The sequence below is a fragment of the Paenibacillus sp. FSL R7-0313 genome (assembly GCF_037969885.1).
Classification (GTDB): Bacteria; Bacillota; Bacilli; order Paenibacillales; family Paenibacillaceae; genus Paenibacillus.
On the sequence record NZ_CP150219.1, the window covers coordinates 3,108,791 to 3,128,870 of the forward strand.

Below are 20,080 nucleotides of genomic sequence, written 5' to 3' on the forward strand. Positions count from 1 at the left end.
GTAAAATTGATGGTTTTTTAATTCAGCGTATCAATGGTACAGCTTCAATTCAGCAATAGACCACCACCACTCAGCATTGTCCGTAGTCAAAGCAATTTTGACATATCGTGCCTTCTGGTTGGTGAATGTCGCTGAGATTAAAGAATCTGTTCCCAAAGCTTCTGAAACCGGATTCCAATGCTCGCCATCCGTTGAAGTGACGATTGTAAAACTGCGGGCATAGTCATTGGTACTGCTGCCTGAGTCCATAGTTAATCGGCTGAAATTCTGGATGCTTCCCAGATCGATCTGAATCCACTGGTCTGCTTGTTGTCCGGATGCAGAGGTCCAGCGTGAGTTCAGATCATCATCCAGCAGTGCACCAACGTCTTCAGACGTGGAGGCTGTAGCTGTCCAAGATGTCCGATCCAGTTCGGTAGGCAGCAGATCATCCTGTTCCCCGGGTGCCCATGGTGTCTGATCGGCAGTATAAACTGCGATTTCAGCTACAGACCACCAGTGAGAATCCGTTCCGGTCTGAACGATTTTGATATAGCGGGCCTCATGAGCAGGGAATGCAATGAAGAGCAAGGCATTTTTCCCTTCACCCATAGCCACAGCTTTACCCCAATCCATGCCATCCAGAGAGGTGTATACTTCATAACCGCGAGCATAATCCTCACTGTTGTGCGCACTATCCAGTACAATCCGGTTCACTGTCTCTGAATTGCCCAGATCCAGCTGAAGCCACTCACCGCCTGTTTGTGCCTGACCGGAAGTCCAGCGTGTTTGGTTCGAGCCATCCAGTATCGCCGTTGCAGCTTCCTCATCGGAAGACGCTGTGACGGACCATGCATCTGAAAGCAGACGTTTTTGTTTTCCTGTTCCATAGTGATTAACAAATAGCTCGGAGACCGACCACCATTGATCGGATTCACCCATCTGCATGATCTTCACATAACGAGCCTGCTGCTCAGGGAAGGTGATGGAGAGACGTCCTGACACGCCTTCGCCTCCAGCAATAGAGGTTCCCCAGTTTTGCCCGTCATCGGAAACGAAAATGCGATATTGCCGTGGATAGTCATCCATCGCGTTCCCCGGGTCCAGCTCTACTGCGTCAAAAGCACTCGTTTCCCCAAGATCAATCGTAATCCACTGTCCGCTCGTTTGTTTTCGCCCGTTCGTCCATAACGTGTCTTTATTTCCATCCAGCATGTGAGTCGTGACATCCGTTCCTTGCGTGGAGGAAGCGGTCACGATCCAGTTTGAGCGATCGGACAACGGAGCTGGATTTGGATACTCAGGGGTCTGAGGCAATTTTCCAAATCGGGCGAGCTTGAGTTCCGAGATGGACCACCAACTGTCTGCGGGAGCAGTCAATACAATTTTGATATAACGCGCCGTCTGCATACCCAAATCGACGGACAGGCTTGGAGATGAGCCTGTTCCCTGTGCAATTGGCTTGCTCCAGTTTTCATCGTCCTTCGAAACGTAAACTTCATACCCGTGGGCATAATCACCTCCGCTGTTGCCGGAGTTCATGAAAAGTGTGTCCATCATCTGCTCGTTGCCCAGATCAATATGGAGCCAGTCTCCAGGCTGTTGCGTTTGTCCAGATGACCAGCGGGTAGTCAAATCTCCGTCAATCATGCGTTCGACTGCTTCCGAACTGGAAGAGGCGGTAATCGTCCATTCGCTGCGATCCAGATAGGTGACGCCTTGTGAAGCATCTGGCTGCTTGACCACTGTATGCTCCAATGGATTGACTTTCACTTGAGCTTTCGCATAGACGGTAGCTGAACCCAAAGCTCCGCTTGCATTATAAAAACGAACCGTTTTGGCGGTATCTGACGGATTCCAGATTTGCGCCGTGTAGACACCGTCCTTTTCGTATACGGTTGCTGCGGGAGAATCTGCCCAAATATCCATGGTACGTGTTCCTGTGGATGCCATGCTATGCATGAACCAGTAGGCGTTAAAGACTTCGTTTTGCTGCATCTCTTTTGTATCCCACTTTGCAAGAGCAGTCTCCGGGTCCCCGATGGATTGGAATGGCCAGATGATGTGCTGCCATGTGTGCTCCTGCTGGCCACCAAGATCCTTGATCAGACCGTTGTATAGTGCCGCGGTATTCTTCGGATCACGACCATAATAGGTCATCCACTCTGCGGGCGGCAGCCAGTGAATGCCGTAAATATGCTCGGCCTCGTTGGAGAAGTACGTGCCATACAGGTAAGCACTGCCGTATACATGCCCTACGGTAGCGTGTTTGTATCCTTCCAGCCAGTTGTCCCCATCGTAGTTGAACCAATATTGCTCGGCCGCTTTTTCCTCTGTGACGAAGCCCCAGATGCCCGCATCGCGATAGGCTTTGTTCCCCGTTACTTCGCCCCACATATATTGTCCAACCCAACTGAACAGAGCTTCACCTGCAGCTTCCTGATTGTTTCCGCTGCGATTGTCGGCATAACCGCCCGCCCAGGAATGACCTGAATAAGGATCAAAATTACGCATCCATGGGAATTGATCGTCTGTGTGTGAAGGATTGGCATAATCCCGGATCAACAGTTCAACCATATCGCCATAATCCTGTACAAAAGCTGGATCATACATAGCCAGCACCGCAGATGCAAAGACGTAATAGCCATACGTAAAATGATGATCCGTCAGTCCGGTATTGACCCCGAACCCGCTTCCATAAGGGAAGATCGTTCCCCATTGCTCCGAGTAATAGAAATAATAGGAGTGCAGACGTTCATCCGGTGAATAGGTGTACCAGTCGGTCAAAATGCTTCTTAACAGGGACAGGTAGTGGTCCCGACGTTCCTGATCTCCAAGCTGATCGCTAATGAGCACACCTAGTGCAAGCGGATGAAGCTTTTTCCCCTGCCAGTAGGGATCTTCGCTCATTAAATTGCCTGACGTATCTGCATCAAGCTGATCCAGATAACTGATTAATTGCGCGCGTGAGTATGTCGGATCATCCGGCTCCACAAATTGCGGAATAATTCCGTAGAAACGATCCTGTGTCGTAAAGCTGTTGCCTTCGCTCACTATCATCATTCCACGAATAGAAGGATAAGCGAGCTCCGTGAGTGGAGTTGTTGCAAGTTTCCACTGGTGCGGGAACAAAGCCATTAATGTGTCGGCGGAAAAGTTGGCACGCTTCGTTTGTGTAACGGAGTTAAAGGTCGTTGTAACTTGTGAAGTGCTCTCGTTATAGTCGTAATCGACCTTCGTATCCGTTACAAAAGCATAGGCGTGTTGGTAATAGTATGCTAATTCTGATGCAGATGGCAGGGTAGCGAGCGACAAATAATTTTCGCTTGATCCCAGCTTAATCTTGAGTGTATTGCCCAGCTTTATAAATGTGGTTCCTTCAGGTGCATAAAGACCATAGTTTCTTGTAAAAGTTTGCGGCGAAGGCGCTCTGTCCTGATTGGTGACTTCTACACCGATATGATCTCCTGTCCATGATTCCCCATCCTGCAACACAATCTCACGGTTTTGATCATCAAAGAGACGTGTAATGTTCGGTGAACGAATCAGGATGGTGTCCGGGTTCTCAAACGTGTTGTACAGGAAAGGGGAGCCTTTTACAAAGGTTGTATTGACCTTTGCCGTGTCATCATCACTCATGATGATGTTAGCGGAGTAATCCCCGTATCCTGCGATCTTGGTATTGACCTCGGCTGGGTTCATATCGCTTGTTATCAGGATGAGGTCTGCTTCACCGTCTGCATCCATCGAGTTGCCATCAGCAGAAACGTATCCAGCACCAGGATTCAAAATATGAAGCCCCTGTTTGGTGTATCGATTTTTGAATGGGAGCGTGACCAGGCTGTTTCCATCTCCTAAATCCGAAACGAGAATCGATTGCCACCAGTCATTGGATGGAATCGGTGCGGTGATGTCAGCTGTGCGATTTTTAGGGTTTTTCGGTTGCAGCATCGTGATGTCATTAATGGCATAACTGCCAGCGCCGACTTGTACCGAGCTCATCTCCGGGATAGACGGAATGGTGTAGACCGGTTTTTCATCTCCTTGAATATACTCATATACATCAAAGGCATAGAGTGAATAACCGTTGGTTGTACCTCGGCCATGACCTGCGAGTTTGACATATCTGGCTTCTGAATATACAGGAATGTCATCCCGTCCTCCATTGCTGTGTAACTCCCGATACAGCGTAGTCCATTGCTTTGCGTCGTCGGATACCTGAATGTCGTAAGCACGTCCAAACGCATTTTCCCATTGCAGAGAAATTTCTCCGATTTCCTGACGTTGACCAAGGTCCACAACAATCCATTCCTGATCCTTGTATATGGAAGACCAGCGTGTACCTGGATCACCATCTGTCACATTGCGCGCTTCATAATCGCTCTTCTCCATTTTGGCCTTGTCTTCGGCGGAGCGGCTAGGTTCGTCAATCTCTTCCGACGACGCTATAACCGATTTACCAAGGGCAAGGTTTGCGGCAGTTGGTTTTGGAGGTGGGTTTGCTCCACCCGTTCCATACACATCGAACGCGTACAGAGAAATACCATAGGCTTGCTGCGCCCGTTCATGACTGAACAAACGCACATATCGTGCATTGACGGAAACCTCCACTTCTGTCAGACCGCCTTGCCCCTTCGTTGTGGAGTACACTTGCTTCCAGTTGACTTCGTCATCCGACACTTCAAGGTCGAAGGCGGAAGCATAGGCATTTTCCCACTCAATCGAGATGTTGGAGATGGAAGCAACTGCACCCAGATCAACATAGATCCACTGAGGGTCCTGTTGCCACACACTTTCCCATCGGGTATTTTTGTTGCCATCCACGGCATGATCGGCTGTATTCCCACCAAGGGATGAGGAGCTATACACCGGTCTGTTCAGGGATAAGAGATATGACCCTTCTGCAGCAGCGTTTGCTGCCTTGCTAGGCCATAGCGGCAAGCTGCTGACCAACAATAGCATGGATAACAGCAAGTTCACGCAGATGCTGCGTGTGTTTCGTTTGTGACTCGTTCGTCCCTTCATATCTTCTTCTCCTTTGTTAGTTCCTGCCTTTCAACCAGACAGAACTTTCTCTGTTTCCTAACAACCTGTTATATGTATTGTTCTGTTCTCCCGTACCGCATTTCTGAGGTAGATTTCAGGATGCATACATGGGATATGCGGATGTTCATTTGTTGTATATCGAACATTTTGTGTGGATTATAAAGATTTTTTAATCGTTTTCGTAGAAAAGGAGACATATGTCCTACATGAGGTAAGCGTGGTGTGCAACTATGAAATGCTGAATTGGGATTACGGTCCGATAGCAATAAAATGTTTTCTTTTCGTGTTATAGGAAAAAACATCACAGGAATCAACTTGCGAAGAATTTTACTCGATTTTTGGGGGAGAAACGCGACCTAATGACTTTATAAATTATGTGTAATAATGTAATGTCGATATGAGGGAGTGTGAAAAAATGGATAGTCAAAAAGCTACGGAAGAAAAGCTTGAACGTAAAATGCAAATGGGAGTTCCAATTGATGAAACTATGCTTGAAGTTCTTATACAAAAAAATGTCGTTTCAGTTCCTATTTCAGATGATGTTATGAATATTATCGATGATTTAATGACAAGTGGACATGTAAACAGCCGATCTGAAGGAGCTTCATACTTAATAATGTTGGGAGTCAAAAGTCATCTAGCTAATGATATACAGCTTTAATTTCGTATATCCGGCTTCTCCAGCCCGTTATGAAAATGGGCTGGAGAAGCCGAAGTCAATTCAGCCAGCTCGCGGAAATCAGACAGGTGCTTCACTTCTTCCTCAAATTGCAACTAACATAACTACAAAAGATATTAATATCTTGGTACCTTTTGCTGAAGATTAAATTGCAGTACGAGTGCAGCTAGAGCAAATGTGGCGATATTGAAGTATAAAGCGATATTCCTCAGCAAAGCCAAACAAGGCTCGACGATTCAAGTAGCTCCGTATTCTGAATAAAGATTAGTCTTCTTCCCCCGTCGCCACCGGATTCTCCTCATAACTAATCCAGTCGCTCCAGCTCCCGGAATACAGCTTCACATTCGTATATCCCGCTTCTTCCAGTGCAATCACGTTCGGGCAAGCCGACACGCCTGATCCGCAGTACACGATAATCGCACCATCCTTGTCCAGCTTACTGAAACGCTCTTCTAACACCCCAGTATCTGTCCAACGTCCATCCCAATCCAACACATCTTTCCAAAAATAATTCACCGCACCCGGAATATGTCCGGCCTTGGTATCAATCGGTTCCTCCAGACCGGCGTCGCGAGAGTCGATCAACACAGTGCTGCCAGTTACCGAGGCTTGTTGCACATCGTGCACACTTGCCAGCATCTGTGGCTGCACATTCACATCAAACGAAACCGGGATCTGAACCGGCACATCCGTGGTCACCGGGAACTTGGCATTTTGCCAAGCAGAAAACCCTTCGTCCATGATATACACCTGTTCATGACCGATGTAGCGAAGCAACCACCACAATCTTGAGGCATTCATGCCGCCCTGGTCATCGTATGCAATAATGAGTGCATTGGAGCAATTTAGCTTTGGAGAGACGACTTGCGAGCACAGCCGGATCAGGAAGTGGGTGACGTCCTCCGTGCGCAAATCCCATGGGTTACAAGTTCCCTTCCCAGCGGTCAAACGAAGGGGTATTGGAGGAATCGATCATCAGAACACCCATGCCTGCACCAAAGTTGGCCATATACAGGAAAAAACTTTTCTCTGCCAGCAATAATTTATATTGAATTTTGAAAGTGAAATCGGAATCGATAGGGAATGATTGTGTTATATGTAAATACAATTTACAATAATGACTGTAGAATAATACATATTTTAAGGAGAGTTAGATGAGAAAAAAGTATATAATAGCGTTGTTAAGTGTGATTATGTTGTTTGGAGTAGTACCTGCATATGGGACAGGAGCTTCTGAAGATTCTCTAGTTTGGGATAGTGAAAATGAGTTTAGCAGATTCTTTGGAATTAACGTTACGACATTCACAGATAACCAAAGCACAACAAAGTCTATTTATCCTAAGTATGTTCGAGATTCACAAATGGCTGGAGAGTGGATATATTTCTTGGTATCGGACGGGACAGATGAGTGGTTTTTTCAGATCGCTAAAATTAAAAAAGATGGTTCAGCGTTTACTTATATAAGCCAAGATCCAGATTTTTCAAGTATTGATGTTGTAGGAGATACGATTTACTTTTTGAAAAGGAGAAAAGGCGACGAGGATTTTCAAACCCCTTTGTCTTTTGGTTCAATGAGAACAGATGGCACAAAGGAAAAGATTGTTATGTCTAAACCTCCTTTTAACGATATGGGAATTGATAAATTTATCACGATTAATAAAGGGTATATATACTATAAAAACTATGATAATGACAAATTGTATCGTATGAAGAAAGATGGTACAGGAGCTAAGGTCATATCCTCAAAAGGTGTTTCGGCATACGAATTTTATGGCGATGTTTTGTTTTTTTCGGAGGTGGTGGAAGGACGCTATAATGACAGTTATATAGGTGTCTTTGTAAATCCGAACGGAACTAGAAAGACAACATTTGTCTCGAAGGAGTATACTCTTGACCCTGTAGCATATGTCGATAATAAGTTCTATTATACAACTTTTAAGGCCGAAGACGACGTAGGCAATTTTAAGACAGATATACATGTTTATAGTCGCTATACTGGTAAAACGAACAAGTTGCTTTCTTTGGATACTAATGATCAGTTTTTGGGGAAAGTAGAGGGTGGTTTTGCAGTCCTATCTTTTAAGAAAGATACCGTGTATAAGGTTGGATTTGATGGGAAAGTGAAAAAATAATAATTAGCCCTGATCCATGAAAAAACAGATAGACTATTGAAGAAGAGATTTTAGACATTAGTGAAAGCCCACGGTGAGCGTGGGCTTTTTGTACTTTCCTACAATTATTTTATTTTTCCCCCGCCGCCACCGGGTTCTCCTCATAACTAATCCAGTCGCTCCAGCTCCCGGAATACAATTTCACATTTGTATATCCCGCTTCTTCCAGTGCAATCACGTTCGGGCAAGCCGACACGCCGGAGCCGCAGTACACGATAATCGCACCATCCTTGTCTAGCTTGCTGAAACGTTCTTCTAACACCTCAGTACCTGTCCAACGTCCATCCCAATCCAACACATCTTTCCAAAAATAATTCACCGCACCCGGAATATGTCCGGCCTTGGCATCAATCGGCTCCTCCAGACCTGCATAGCGGCGAGCATCGCGAGAGTCGATTAACACGGAGCTGCCACTTGCCGAGGCTTGTTGCACATCTTCAACACTTGCCAGCATGGCTGGCTGGATATTCACCTCAAAGGAAGATGGGATCTGAACCGGTACGTCCGTGGTCACAGGGAATTTGGCGTTTTTCCAAGCGGAGAAACCTTTGTCCATGATATATACCTGTTCATGACCGATGTAGCGCAGCAGCCACCAAAGACGAGATGCATTCATCCCGCCTTGATCGTCATAAGCAACAATACGACTATTGGAGCCGATGCCAGCTTTGGAGAGACGACTTGCGAGCACAGCCGGATCAGGAAGCGGGTGACGTCCTCCGTGCGCAGAGACAGGAGAGGACAGATCTTTTTCCAAATCGAGATAGACAGCTCCTGGAATATGTCCAGCTTCATAGGCTTGTCTTCCAGCCTCCGGCTGACCGAGCAAGAATCGGCAATCTGCAATGACCACATCCGGTTCATACATTCTGGCGAGCAGCCAGCGCATGGATACAATATTTTTCATCAAAATACACCGCCTTATGAGAGTGGTAGAGTCGTTTATAACTATGCATTACGACAAAATACGTTATACCGTGGTAGGTTCAACAGGCCCTTTGCCAGCGATAGGAGCATCAGCAGGAATGAGTTGAGGTTTGGTTTTTCCATATCGAATGAAGATCCATACCCCGAATATAATGACAACCCCGGCAGACATCTGTAATGCACTGAGGGATTCGCCGAGCAGCATCCAGGCCAGTAAGGAAGAGAATACGGGTTCCCCAAGTACGCCCATGGATACCGTTGTGGCATTCATATATTGAAGCAGCCAGTTGAAGAGATAATGTCCAAAGATCGTTGGCACAATGGCGAGTAGCAGGAAGATTCCCCACTCTGACGCAGCGTAACCTCCGAACGGATGGCCCATGATCAGATTATATACCGCCAGCGTGCAAGCAGCTACGAAGAACACCCAGAAGTTATACGAGAATGCACTAAGTCCCGCTCGCAAAAATTGACCCAGCAGCATATGGACAGCGACTGCAATTGTGCCAAGCAAAGACAGTATATCACCTTGCAGGGCAGTACCTGCCAACTGGAAATCTCCTGCGCCAATGACAATTGATCCAAACAGGGCGATGCCCATGCCGATGATCATCATGCGGTTAATTTTGGCTTTGAACAGCCATACCGAACCGGCAAGAATCAGTATAGGCTCCAGCGCGAGAATAACTGTGGAACTGGCAACACTGGTGAGCCGCAGCGAACCCATCCAGAGCAGGAAATGAAGGGCCAGCATCACACCGGATGCAAGCAGCAAGCCCCATTGGCGTAAGCTCAGACGCATCATCTCGTGTCTGTATTTCCAGACAAACGGGAGCATTAGCAGATTGGTCAAAAATAGACGGTACATGGCAATGACCGCAACATCTGCGGTAGACCAACGTACAAAGATCGAAGAAAAAGAAATGGCGATAATGCCGACAAAAAATAACAGATAGATGGATCTGCCGGCACGGTTCAAGCTTGTCATGGGTGTAGCTCCTTCTTGAAGTCTGATAGCGTAAATCACTTCATTATACAGGAGAAGGTAACCGCAGGAAAGATAAAGAGAACGAATAGATAAGTAGATTGTAACCGGCCTTGTAACTATTCTGTCATTCTCCCGATCCATTTTTCTATTAATCTTCTATATAGAGACATGAAACGAGATAATCTACCAATAATCGGGAAAAAATGAAAGTAAGGAAGTGGCATGAAAGTGAGAGTCCAACAAGAGAGAGCGGGAGAACGTGGAAGTATTCCGCCTAGCACAAGTCGCACGAAAACACATAAACGAAGAAAAATCCGGTATGGAAGGATTAGCATAGCTCTAATGCTCCTGGTACTGTTCGTTACCGGTATAACATATATATTCCTTGGCATGACGCATTGGATCAAAAGCGTTGTGGCGCCGCCTCCAATGACTGTAATCGAACAGCCCGCCAAGCTCGGCATGATACAAGTTACTCCGGATGCGAAGGAGGAGCCGGTACGGTTCCAGGGTCAGGTTCGCAAATTGGCATACATAACGTTTGATGATGGCCCAACTGAATATACGGAACAACTGCTGGATATTTTGAAGCAGCATGAGGCGAAGGCTACCTTTTTCATGATCGGACGTCAGTTGAACCAGCATCCAGAGGCAGTGAAACGGCTGTTGAAAGAAGGCAGTTACCCTGGACTTCACAGCATAACGCATAACTATAAAAAGCTGTATAAGAGCGGCAGCTCTGCGAACTTTGTGAAAGAGTTCAAGAAAGAGCAGAAGATGGTGCAAGACTTGATTGGTTTTACACCTCATCTTATTCGTGCACCTTATGGCAGCAGTCCACAGATCGGTGAAAAGTTCAGAGGTGACATTGCAGCGGCCGGGTTCAAAATGTGGGACTGGACGACAGATTCACTGGATTGGAATCTTCCCGGTCAGCCGGACAAAATTGTGGCCCGCGTGAGCAAAAGTGTACATCGGGATAAGGAAGTGATTCTGATGCATGAGCGGGAGCAGACGGTTCAGGCTTTGCCACGTATTCTGAAGCTGCTCGAAGATCGAGGTTACGAGTTTGAAGTATACGATCCGGATGCACACTGGGTAGCCAATTTTAGCGGAGATAGCCGCTTGTAATATAACAACAAGATGATGCAAGAGAGGAAGGACTTTGGTGCTAACGAGTAAAAAAGTGGCGCTTGCGGCAGTTAGTGTATTGCTAATTCTGCTGGCGAGTGGTTGTGGAGATCCGCAGGAGCCTGCGGCAAATCAGGTAAACCAATTGGTGCTCAGCGGTCAGGAGATCGATCAGAGTTTGAAGACGCTGGCCAGTCATGAGCAGGAAGATATGAAGTTATACAAGTCTATTTTGGACAAAGGCAAGAACAAAAATAGTGATCTCGAAGCACTATTGGATCAGGCAGCAGGTCATATTCATGAACGAAGAACGTTGTTGAAGCAGGCGGAAGAGGCCATGAAACTGACCAACGAGAAGACGGTGGCCCTGCGCAGTTCATTGAAAGAACTATCATTCGAAAAAGAAGAAACGTTGGCACAGGCTGAAAAGGTGCTGGATCAATATGAAGCAAGAGCACGTGCATTGGAAAATTTTGTTGCTTCGTATCAGTTGAGTCTGAGTGCCGATGAGCAGTTGTATGATCTGATGAGAGAAAGTGCAGAACCTAATCTGGTTAAGCTTAAACGAGCCATTCGGGTACGGAATAGCGAATATGCAAAGCTTGCTGAATTCCGAAAGCAATTTAACCTTCAGACCAAAGCATTTAACGGAGCTAATGCGAAACTGGTACAGATGGATCAGGCTAGCTAAGTCGAGAAACTCAGCACCTGTTCAGACATTTTGCATGATTGAGCTGCCTGTCTCCCGTGTAAGTACTAGTATACAGCCAAGCCAATGGATGAGAAGCAACATGGACAAGCATCATTGCGTATAAGCTAACGGAGGTGTTCATATGCGAAAAGGAAATACAATGAAAGTCAGTGCATCACTCCTGGTTTTACTTATGGGATTCTCGCTTGTGGCCTGTGGGAACAGTAATCCTGCTGCACAGCCACCAGTGAATAATACGGAAGAACAGTCACCAGCACCGGAGCAACAACCGAATGAAAGTGCTGCAATAGAAGCAGAAGGTATTCTGACTGGATGGGCTGATCCGCATACCGTTGAGATTCGAGTGAATGAGAAGCCGATGTCATTCCAGGTGAGCGAAGATCTGCAGAAGTCTCTGGATGATATCGATGACGAAGATTCCGTTCGTTTCAAATATGTAGAGAAAACGATTGATGCAACAACGAAACAGTTGGTACTTACAGAGATTGCAAAGATGGAATCGAGTGATGACAATAACGGTTCCAATGCAGGCGGTACAGTAACATCCGATCGTCCGAAGACATCAGAGTTGGAAGTGACGGTAGAAGGCATGACCGAGAAACGCCCAGTGACATTGGCACAAGCGAAAGGTTATTCACTGTATGTGTTTGAACCGATGGCTTTTGATGTGGAAGACCATGAATTAACAATGAAGATTGATCCGGATTATGAGGTAGAGATTGAGAAGCTGCCGGCGAATTACAATCTGGATGCACTGAAGATGGATGCCAAGGAAGAGTTGTCCGAGACCGGAGAAGTGAAGCAGTTAACGGCTGAACAACTCAGCAACGGCCCGATGAAGGATGCGCAACTGTACATGATGTCCCAGAATGATAAGAAAACAGAGTATTTTATTGTCAAAGAACTGGACGGCAATGGTTACATTTTCCACATCCAAGCACCTATTGGTGAACCATCGGAAGGTTTCCTGCCCATGGCATACGCATCTCTCAATTCCATTATGAATGAGTAGAAAAGGGATGAGCCTCAAGGCTGAGCCAAACGATGTAGTAAATTAAAAAGATTCCCTAAACAGCGTGTTTCCTTGAGAGAGGAGATGCGCTGTTTTATTAACGTTACTGCAATATAGATAGGATGTACCGTGCCGTGCATAGACAAAGAGCCGGAAGGAGCGATGCGCTGCATAGGTTCCTCCCGGCTTCTTGGCCGTGCTTCTATTCAGTTTGCAGGATCGAACCCATGCCCTGATCCGTTACTCAGGTTAGTATAGTCGATTCCTTACGCCCTCTGAGTTCCTGATAGCGGGCGATTACATTCTGATGAACGGGATGTTCGTCGGGAATTCCCATGCGTTCACGGATAAAGGCAGAGACGCCATCTTCGCGAATCATGTGTTGTAGCTTCATGGCTTCCTCGTCGCGTTTGTCATTAAACAGCATTGCGGCCGCCATAGCAGAAGTTAAATGAGGAATTTCAATTCCGAATTCACTGGCCTGCAGCGCTGGGCGAACAAGCCGATCATGAGGCGAAAGCTTGCGAAGGGGGGAACGTCCGACCCGGGTGACCTGATCCGTCAGGTTGGGATTGGCGAAGCGTTCCAGTATGGTGTCGATATATTTGTTATGCTTCTGAGCGTTGAATCCGTGCTTCTGGATAAGCATCTGACCGGTCTCTTCCATAACATGGCGCACTTTGGCCCGAAGGGTGGAATTACTCATCACCTGGCGGATCGTCTTGAATCCTTCGAGATAGCCGAAGTATGCGGCGACACAATGGCCTGTATTGACCGTAAACATTTTACGCTCGATATAAGGTTCAAGCGAATCCACATAGTGGACGCCATCAATTTTCTTAAAACCATCCAGAAGTGCTGGACGATGAACGACCCATTCGTAAAAAGGTTCAACAGTGACCTGCAGCGGGTCCTTGTGGTTTTGGGCCGGAACAATCCGATCCACAGCTGCATTGGGGAAAGAAACATAACGTTCCGCTTTATTGCGAGTTTGTTCATCCAGAAATGGATAGATGCGTTTCTTCAGCCGGGTGCTCCCACCTATAGCATTCTCGCAAGCGATAATATGCAGTGGCGCCTGGTTATTGTTTTTCATGCGAAGTTGAATGCCTTTGGCAATAGGCTCTGCGATATCTCCAAGTGCAGATACACCGACGGCGGTTGTGATCAGATCGGCTGAAGCGATCTCTTCAGCAACCAGATTCTGCTCACTTACGTTGATAGCCGTCACGTTGTTGACAATCGTTGTATCCTGTTCGCTGTTGGCAAGTGTAATCGGGTATTCCTGTCTCTCTTGAAGCATGGAGATTTTCTTCGGGTTACGTGCGACAAAGCAGACTTCGTAGTCGGAAGCGGACAACATATGACCGATAAAACCGCGGCCTATATTGCCCGCACCAAAATGTACAGCTTTCATGTGTGAACTCCCCCTTTAAGGATTAAATCGCGAAATTCGTGCAGACCTTAGACGGTAGTGACGAGTGGCTTCGAAATCAAATCGTTAAATGAGAGGTCAGTCAAGCAAGACAGCCGTTGGTGAGGCATATCGAATTCCAGTGTTCCTGTGATGGTATTCGAGATGACTACGCAGTGCATACCAGCCGCAGCAGCTGCACGCGCGCCGTTAGGTGAATCCTCAATCGCTACGGCTTCGTCTGCAGTTACTCCAAGGGCTTCAAGCGCTTGAGTGTAGAGTTCTGGGTCAGGCTTCACATTGGCAACATCATCTGCCGTACGAATGACTTCAAAATAATCTTTCAGTTTCAGTTGTTCCAGATGCTGTTCAACCCAATCCCGTTTGGAGCTGGATGCTACAGCGAGTTTCAGTCCGGCTTCACGTGCTTGTTCGAGATATTCCTGAATACCAGGACGAACCTTCTCTTTGTTCATCAATGCAGCGTGCTGCAACTGAACGGATTCCCTGAACGCTTCCCGATCGATCGGAAGATTCAAATCTGTGATGAGGTACTCATACGGATTAAATGTTTTCAGACTGGTACCGATGCATTGTGAATACATCTCCAGGGTTAGATCCACGCCGTGTTCCTTGTAAGCATCACGAAAAGCAATATACCATGCTGTCTCTGTATCAATAATTGTTCCGTCGAAATCAAACACCAGTGCCTTAATCATAAATTTGTTCCTCCTGTTTCAGAATTAGTTTGGGAATAAAAACGAATGAAAATTTTCTGCAAATTCATTTCCGTATATTCATTAACCTGCGGGAAGTTAGTTGACGCAGTAAATCGAAAATGAATATTAATTTGGGAAAAAATATGCGTTTTAAGCTAATAAAACCGTAACATAGGACAAACTGAGGGGTCAAGCGCGTCATGATTGTTTACATTGAAAAATTTCACATATATGATTTGTTTTCAGAAAATGATGAACGTTGCAAACCGTTAACCCCTTTGCATGTAAGCGGTGTACCGAATAAACTGTATTTTCAGCTCAAAAAAATAAAACTTTTTTTATGAAAATTTGATAATCAGGCCGTTCAACAGCTTTCGACACTTTTATAATAGAAGAAATGGAGCTTCATTGATTGGATTTTATTAGCTTTACGCCAGATCAGGCCATGTGGGAGAATGGAAGAAAGATTCTGAAAGTATATGGACTAAGGGAGGAAGACAAACATGCTGCAAAAGGACCGTTTCAATGGCTGCTTCATCGGGCTTGCAGTGGGGGATGCGCTCGGAACTACAGTGGAATTCAGCAGTCCAGGCACGTTCGAACCTGTGACGGATATGGTGGGAGGCGGCGTATTCGGGCTGGAGGCAGGGCAGTGGACAGATGATACATCCATGGCTCTATGTCTGGCAGAAAGTTTGGTACGCAAGGCAGACTTTGATCCTGCGGATCAGATGCGCAGATACGTCAATTGGTACAAGGTCGGGTATATGAGCAGCACAGGCGATTGCTTCGATATCGGCGGGGCCACCCGAAGTGCCTTGGAGAGGTTTGAGATAACTGGGGAAGCCTACAGCGGATCAACTGACCCGATGACGGCTGGCAATGGCTCTATTATGAGGCTTGCGCCTATCGCGATGGCTTATGCCAATCAACCGAACGAGGCGATCCGCTATGCCGGGCTGAGCTCTCGGACAACACATGCTGCAACGGAAAGCGTGGAGGCATGTGAAGTGCTGGCTGCCATACTTGTTGCTGGTCTGCGCGGAGCGAACAAAAACGTCATGCTGATGCCGGAGACATGCCTACAGTGGAGGGAAGAGGTTTCATTTTCACCCGCTATTGAAGAGGTTGTTAGGGGGTCCTATCAGAGGAAAGAACCGCCCGAAATTAAGGGCAGTGGTTATGTGGTTCGTTCACTTGAGGCAGCACTATGGGCGTTCCATAAGTCGGCAAGTTTTGAAGAAGGCGCATTGTTAGCTGTGAATCTGGGTGATGATGCGGATACTACAGGTGCGGTGTATGGGCAGATTGCAGGTGCTTATTATGGACTGAGTGGTATTCCGGCACACTGGCGGGACAAGCTTGCTATGCGTGTAACGTTCGAACAACTAACAGATGCCTTGTGGTCGAAGGCGACAGAACATCGTTGATTAAGAGACAGGAGAAGAGAACATCTATGAGCACGACTGGACACACAATACAACCACATGTTTCACAGTCAGGTAAACGAGGGGCGTTTCCATTGTCCCTGTTATGCTTGACTATTGGAGCTTTTGCGATTGGTATGACTGAATTTATTATTATGGGCCTGCTGCCCAATGTAGCAACAGATTTGAATGTAAGCATTCCACAAGCAGGACAACTCATTACGGGATATGCTCTTGGTGTAGCGGTAGGTGCACCAATATTAACCGTGTTTACTCACAAGATTCCACAGAAGAAACTGCTGGTGCTGCTCATGTGCATTTTCATTATCGGTAACGCATTGTCTGTCATTGCTCCTACATATGGGTTGTTAATCTCGGCACGGATATTAACGGCATTTGCCCATGGTACGTTCCTCGGTGTAGGTTCAATCATGGCAACGCGGCTCGTTGCGCCCGAGAGAAGGGCAGGAGCGGTATCGGTTGTTCTAGCGGGACTAACGATTGCTAACATCATTGGCGTTCCGTTTGGTACGTTTATCGGGCAGCAGCTCGGATGGCGGTCATCTTTCGGGGCGATTACGATCTTGGGCATCATTTCGTTGATTGGTATCATTCGTTTCATTCCCGTCCTCCCACAAGGAGCACCGGCAAACCTCGGACAGCAATTTCGGAATTTGGTTCGTCCCCAAGTATTATTGGTTCTGCTTGTTGGAGCGATGGGATGTGGAAGTCTATTCGCCGTGTTTACTTACATCACGCCGATGCTTGTGGACATTAGTGGTTTTGCCGAACAGAATGTGACCTGGATTCTGGTGCTCTTTGGCTTCGGCGTTACCTTGGGGAACATGGTTGGCGGCCGTCTGGCGGACTGGAAGCTGATGCCTTCCCTAATCGTCAATTTTGGGATACTGGCGGTGCTTCTGGCTGCACTTACGCTTACCCTGGAGAACCCTTATCTTGCTGTAATCACTATATTCTTGTGGGGCGTTGCAGCTTTTGGCATCATGCCGGGATTGCAGATTCGAATCATGAATATGACCCGCGAAGCGCCACTGCTGGCGACAACATCAAGTCACTCCGCATTTAACCTGGGGAATGCAGGTGGTGCCTATCTGGGCGGGTATGCAATTACCCACACGGGTCTTATATCGGTACCTTTGTATGCAGCAGTTATTGCCGGATTGGGTTTGCTAGGACTGCTCTTTAGTCTGTTCATGGATCGTAAACATCATGGGCCAGAGGTTGTTGAGGTAGTAGAGGCAGCGTCGGCAAGCTGAAAATGGAATCGGTTCGCCTCAATTCTTCCGTTGAACACGGAGAGTTGAGGCGTTTTTATATCATGATGAGATCCGAAGCTGGGGAAGCGAATAGAGGGTATGGTGGTGTGCAGAAGTATACTTTTTAAAGTATAAGATATAGTTATTTAAGTTTTTTGATGATGTACAAGTCTTGGGAGATGATATAATAAAATTGTAATTGGAATTCATTGTAAATTATGGATCGTGGATCTTTACTTCCATATTGGGAAAGGCAAAGGATGCAGGTCCGTATTCATGCGTGGAAAGGAGGAACTTTACTCTAAAATGTAAGGGCTTTCAATTGAAGTTTTGTGTGTATCTGAAAGACCTGTTACGAGGTTCGAACACGGTTGAAAATCATATTCCAAAGGAGATTGATATTGATGAAAAAACGTCTGTCCAAGATTCTGAGTCTCTCCATCACAGCAGCACTCCTTGTACCAACGATGGCGTCTGCAGCCGATATGCAGGAAACTCCAGCTACAACCCCCATTCAGGCGGTGATCGATCAGGGAGCGACCGGCACCATGGATAATACGGGACAAAATGCGCTGGCTAACACTCCGGTTGTGCCTGCACCGCCGGGTTATGATGCGTATCGTAACAATATTCCGCACGGCAATACCAATCTGATCTCCTATTATTCCACAACGGTAGGCAATACACGGAAAGCGACGGTGTATACACCGCCAGGATATTCACAAAATAAAAAGTATAACGTCCTGTATCTCTTGCACGGTATCGGTGGAGATGAGCATGAGTGGGTAAACGCCATGAAACCGAAGAACATTCTGGACAACCTGTATTCTGAAGGTAAGCTGTCAGATATGATTGTTGTCATGCCGAATGGCCGTGCCATGAAGGACGATCGTCCAGTTGGTGACATTTTTGCTCCAGACAAAGTGGCTGCGTTTGAACGATTTGAGCAAGACTTGCTCAAGGATCTGATTCCTCATATCGAGGCCAATTATCCGGTGTACAAAGACAAGAATAGTCGTGCGTTGGCCGGTCTGTCCATGGGTGGTGGGCAGTCGCTTAACTTTGGATTGAAAAATCTGAATACCTTCGCCTGGGTAGGGGCCTTCTCGGCTGCACCGAACACGCAATCTGTATCGCAGCTGGTTTCCAACCCGGGACAAGTCGCTAGCCAACTCAAATTGTTGTGGATCTCCTGTGGATCGAGTGACGGTCTGTTATGGGTCAGCCAGAATTTCAAAAACGGCTTGAGCAGCATGAACATTCCGCATACCTGGTATCAGGATGTTGGTGGACACGAACCATCTGTCTGGAACAGCGGTTTGTATCAGTTCTCACAACGAATCTTCAAGTGATTAACCGGTATTCCTAGGGATTCTCAGATATTTACTGGGACGGATAAACCGCAGCCTCAGTTCTGTTTTGTGCAGAGCTGGGGTTTTTGTTATGAATCAAGTGATCGGAATGGAACATATGAGGTATTTTTATTTTTGAGGAAGGGGTTACTGAGAGTGTAAGTATTGGTTTAATTTATTACATAGGTACTGTTAAGAAGGAGAGGGATATGATGTTTTATTACAAAGGTGCGTTCCGTGAAACGGACAATGTGATCTATTTTAAAAGCGATGTTTCATTAGCCCAGAATGATGTTGTCCTATTTGGTGAAAAGAAGTATTTTATCGAAAGTGTGGAAAAAGAATTTCTTCTGCTTCAGCGGGTTGGCTCCATAGTTTCTGTGAGTCTGTGAATTCTTCGCGAGATCTTTGAAAATTTATTTAGTGTGATTTGGCCCTAGGGTGTCGCTTTTTTTTAGTTTTCTTTAAAATAGACATTTAGAGTGAAGGGGGATAGAGATGAAAAATAAATTTATTCGCAAAACAACAAGTCTTATTTATGTAACCAAAAGAGTAGATAAAAGTATAAACCCAAAAGAAGTATAATCAGTTGTGACTTAAGGAATCTAACACCACTTATAATGGTTTACTGGGATCTAGCCACTTGACAATAGTACTGATGAAATAAATATAAGCCCAGTGAGGGCTTAGTTCATTAAAAGCATCGCAAGTAATGTAGCTATTATTAATAGAAGCATAAGAGTCAGTGGGATTGCGCTTATAGTAATTGCCGCAATAGCCAACCCTCTTCCCGATGTTGAGCGTCTAGCACTCATGCCAAGAAAAAAACTAGTTGCGTTAATTAATAAAACCAATGCAATTGTGATCATTATTCCGTTTCCATTTGCATTGTAGCTTTTATTTGCTTCCATTGCCATATGGAATAAAGCTAGGGAGGCTAATCCAATAAAGCTAAATATAAAGGATACTACTGCTCTGCCAAGTCTGTCTACTTTCTTGATTTCCTTTTTCGCTTTCTGTTGTGATACGGTTCCCATAACAACCTCCTGAGTCTTATGTACTATTTTGCTAGTCGAAAAGTAGCGCTTTATTATGTTAGCATGTTTACAACTTTAATGGAATAAATTTCTTTTATCGTATCTTAATAAAATTGATAATTCATTAAGAAAGGAGAATGACAATATTAAAAGGTTGGATATGCTACCCACTCCATTTACATAAAATAATATTTTTAAAAGCTGTATAG

At 46.0% G+C, this 20,080-nt stretch carries 15 protein-coding genes and 1 pseudogene; 9 read left to right on the forward strand and 7 right to left on the reverse strand.

The annotated features are described in order from the left end of the window. Nucleotides 1-30 precede the first annotated feature (30 nt). Nucleotides 31-5,004, reverse strand: coding sequence for a discoidin domain-containing protein (locus NSQ38_RS13665; protein WP_339789987.1), 4,974 nt, complete (start codon nt 5,002-5,004; stop codon nt 31-33). Nucleotides 5,005-5,440: 436 nt separating this feature from the next. Between NSQ38_RS13665 and NSQ38_RS13670 the strand changes: the two genes are divergently transcribed. Next, nucleotides 5,441-5,686: a hypothetical protein gene (locus tag NSQ38_RS13670; protein ID WP_339789990.1), complete on the forward strand. Its 246-nt coding sequence runs from the start codon at nt 5,441-5,443 to the stop codon at nt 5,684-5,686. A gap of 282 nt (nt 5,687-5,968) precedes the next feature. Here NSQ38_RS13670 and NSQ38_RS13675 read toward each other — a convergent pair. Beyond that, nucleotides 5,969-6,626: pseudogene (locus NSQ38_RS13675) on the reverse strand (sulfurtransferase); the annotation flags it as partial. A gap of 232 nt (nt 6,627-6,858) precedes the next feature. On the opposite strand from NSQ38_RS13675, the gene NSQ38_RS13680 reads away from it, so the two are divergent. Then, entirely contained in the window at nt 6,859-7,836 is a 978-nt protein-coding gene (locus NSQ38_RS13680) for a DUF5050 domain-containing protein (RefSeq protein WP_339789992.1), read from the forward strand. A 109-nt stretch (nt 7,837-7,945) separates the two neighbouring features. Here the strand turns inward: NSQ38_RS13680 and NSQ38_RS13685 are convergent, their stop codons facing one another. Both NSQ38_RS13685 and NSQ38_RS13690 read right to left on the reverse strand, forming a co-directional pair. Then, a complete protein-coding gene (locus NSQ38_RS13685) occupies nt 7,946-8,782 on the reverse strand; it encodes a sulfurtransferase (protein WP_339789994.1) in 837 nt (278 codons plus the stop codon). Between the two features lie 63 nt (nt 8,783-8,845). Next, on the reverse strand, nt 8,846-9,790 hold the full coding sequence (locus NSQ38_RS13690; RefSeq protein WP_339789997.1) for a DMT family transporter: 945 nt from the start codon (nt 9,788-9,790) through the stop codon (nt 8,846-8,848). Between the two features lie 222 nt (nt 9,791-10,012). Here NSQ38_RS13690 and NSQ38_RS13695 point away from each other — a divergent pair, with 222 nt between their 5' ends. From NSQ38_RS13695 to NSQ38_RS13705, 3 genes are all read left to right on the forward strand, one after another. Next, nucleotides 10,013-10,921 carry a polysaccharide deacetylase family protein gene (locus NSQ38_RS13695; protein WP_339789999.1) on the forward strand — a complete coding sequence of 303 codons (909 nt, stop codon included), beginning with the start codon at nt 10,013-10,015 and terminating at the stop codon, nt 10,919-10,921. Between the two features lie 37 nt (nt 10,922-10,958). Beyond that, nucleotides 10,959-11,612: a YkyA family protein gene (locus NSQ38_RS13700; RefSeq protein ID WP_338588078.1), complete on the forward strand. Its 654-nt coding sequence runs from the start codon at nt 10,959-10,961 to the stop codon at nt 11,610-11,612. A 142-nt stretch (nt 11,613-11,754) separates the two neighbouring features. Beyond that, complete coding sequence (locus tag NSQ38_RS13705; RefSeq protein WP_339790001.1) at nt 11,755-12,645, forward strand: hypothetical protein; 891 nt, start codon at nt 11,755-11,757, stop codon at nt 12,643-12,645. A 244-nt stretch (nt 12,646-12,889) separates the two neighbouring features. On the opposite strand, the gene NSQ38_RS13710 is transcribed toward NSQ38_RS13705, so the two are convergent. Further along, a complete protein-coding gene (locus NSQ38_RS13710; RefSeq protein WP_339790004.1) occupies nt 12,890-14,062 on the reverse strand; it encodes a mannitol-1-phosphate 5-dehydrogenase in 1,173 nt (390 codons plus the stop codon). A 47-nt stretch (nt 14,063-14,109) separates the two neighbouring features. Continuing rightward, complete coding sequence (locus tag NSQ38_RS13715; RefSeq protein WP_091028223.1) at nt 14,110-14,778, reverse strand: HAD family hydrolase; 669 nt, start codon at nt 14,776-14,778, stop codon at nt 14,110-14,112. A gap of 503 nt (nt 14,779-15,281) precedes the next feature. On the opposite strand from NSQ38_RS13715, the gene NSQ38_RS13720 reads away from it, so the two are divergent. The 4 genes from NSQ38_RS13720 (at nt 15,282) to NSQ38_RS13735 (ending at nt 19,226) form a co-directional block, all read left to right on the forward strand. Next, entirely contained in the window at nt 15,282-16,208 is a 927-nt protein-coding gene (locus NSQ38_RS13720) for an ADP-ribosylglycohydrolase family protein (RefSeq protein ID WP_339790007.1), read from the forward strand. Nucleotides 16,209-16,234: 26 nt separating this feature from the next. Next, nucleotides 16,235-17,482, forward strand: a complete 1,248-nt coding sequence (locus NSQ38_RS13725; protein ID WP_339790011.1) for an MFS transporter — start codon at nt 16,235-16,237, stop codon at nt 17,480-17,482. A gap of 404 nt (nt 17,483-17,886) precedes the next feature. Further along, nucleotides 17,887-18,834 carry an alpha/beta hydrolase-fold protein gene (locus tag NSQ38_RS13730; RefSeq protein WP_339790014.1) on the forward strand — a complete coding sequence of 316 codons (948 nt, stop codon included), beginning with the start codon at nt 17,887-17,889 and terminating at the stop codon, nt 18,832-18,834. A gap of 209 nt (nt 18,835-19,043) precedes the next feature. Then, nucleotides 19,044-19,226 carry a hypothetical protein gene (locus NSQ38_RS13735; protein ID WP_249912092.1) on the forward strand — a complete coding sequence of 61 codons (183 nt, stop codon included), beginning with the start codon at nt 19,044-19,046 and terminating at the stop codon, nt 19,224-19,226. Nucleotides 19,227-19,520: 294 nt separating this feature from the next. Here NSQ38_RS13735 and NSQ38_RS13740 read toward each other — a convergent pair whose 3' ends face one another. Next, complete coding sequence (locus NSQ38_RS13740; protein ID WP_338588072.1) at nt 19,521-19,871, reverse strand: hypothetical protein; 351 nt, start codon at nt 19,869-19,871, stop codon at nt 19,521-19,523. Nucleotides 19,872-20,080: the final 209 nt, after the last annotated feature.

What these genes read in the sequence shown, in the direction of transcription:
- NSQ38_RS13735 (WP_249912092.1), top strand. Translation starts at nt 19,044, where the DNA reads ATGATGTTTTATTACAAAGGTGCGTTCCGTGAAACGGACAATGTGATC.
- NSQ38_RS13685 (WP_339789994.1), bottom strand. Translation starts at nt 8,782, where the DNA reads ATGAAAAATATTGTATCCATGCGCTGGCTGCTCGCCAGAATGTATGAA.
- NSQ38_RS13725 (WP_339790011.1), top strand. Translation starts at nt 16,235, where the DNA reads ATGAGCACGACTGGACACACAATACAACCACATGTTTCACAGTCAGGT.
- NSQ38_RS13665 (WP_339789987.1), bottom strand. Translation starts at nt 5,004, where the DNA reads ATGAAGGGACGAACGAGTCACAAACGAAACACACGCAGCATCTGCGTG.
- NSQ38_RS13710 (WP_339790004.1), bottom strand. Translation starts at nt 14,062, where the DNA reads ATGAAAGCTGTACATTTTGGTGCGGGCAATATAGGCCGCGGTTTTATC.
- NSQ38_RS13680 (WP_339789992.1), top strand. Translation starts at nt 6,859, where the DNA reads ATGAGAAAAAAGTATATAATAGCGTTGTTAAGTGTGATTATGTTGTTT.
- NSQ38_RS13705 (WP_339790001.1), top strand. Translation starts at nt 11,755, where the DNA reads ATGCGAAAAGGAAATACAATGAAAGTCAGTGCATCACTCCTGGTTTTA.
- NSQ38_RS13715 (WP_091028223.1), bottom strand. Translation starts at nt 14,778, where the DNA reads ATGATTAAGGCACTGGTGTTTGATTTCGACGGAACAATTATTGATACA.
- NSQ38_RS13670 (WP_339789990.1), top strand. Translation starts at nt 5,441, where the DNA reads ATGGATAGTCAAAAAGCTACGGAAGAAAAGCTTGAACGTAAAATGCAA.
- NSQ38_RS13730 (WP_339790014.1), top strand. Translation starts at nt 17,887, where the DNA reads ATGAAAAAACGTCTGTCCAAGATTCTGAGTCTCTCCATCACAGCAGCA.
- NSQ38_RS13720 (WP_339790007.1), top strand. Translation starts at nt 15,282, where the DNA reads ATGCTGCAAAAGGACCGTTTCAATGGCTGCTTCATCGGGCTTGCAGTG.
- NSQ38_RS13695 (WP_339789999.1), top strand. Translation starts at nt 10,013, where the DNA reads ATGAAAGTGAGAGTCCAACAAGAGAGAGCGGGAGAACGTGGAAGTATT.
- NSQ38_RS13690 (WP_339789997.1), bottom strand. Translation starts at nt 9,790, where the DNA reads ATGACAAGCTTGAACCGTGCCGGCAGATCCATCTATCTGTTATTTTTT.
- NSQ38_RS13740 (WP_338588072.1), bottom strand. Translation starts at nt 19,871, where the DNA reads ATGGGAACCGTATCACAACAGAAAGCGAAAAAGGAAATCAAGAAAGTA.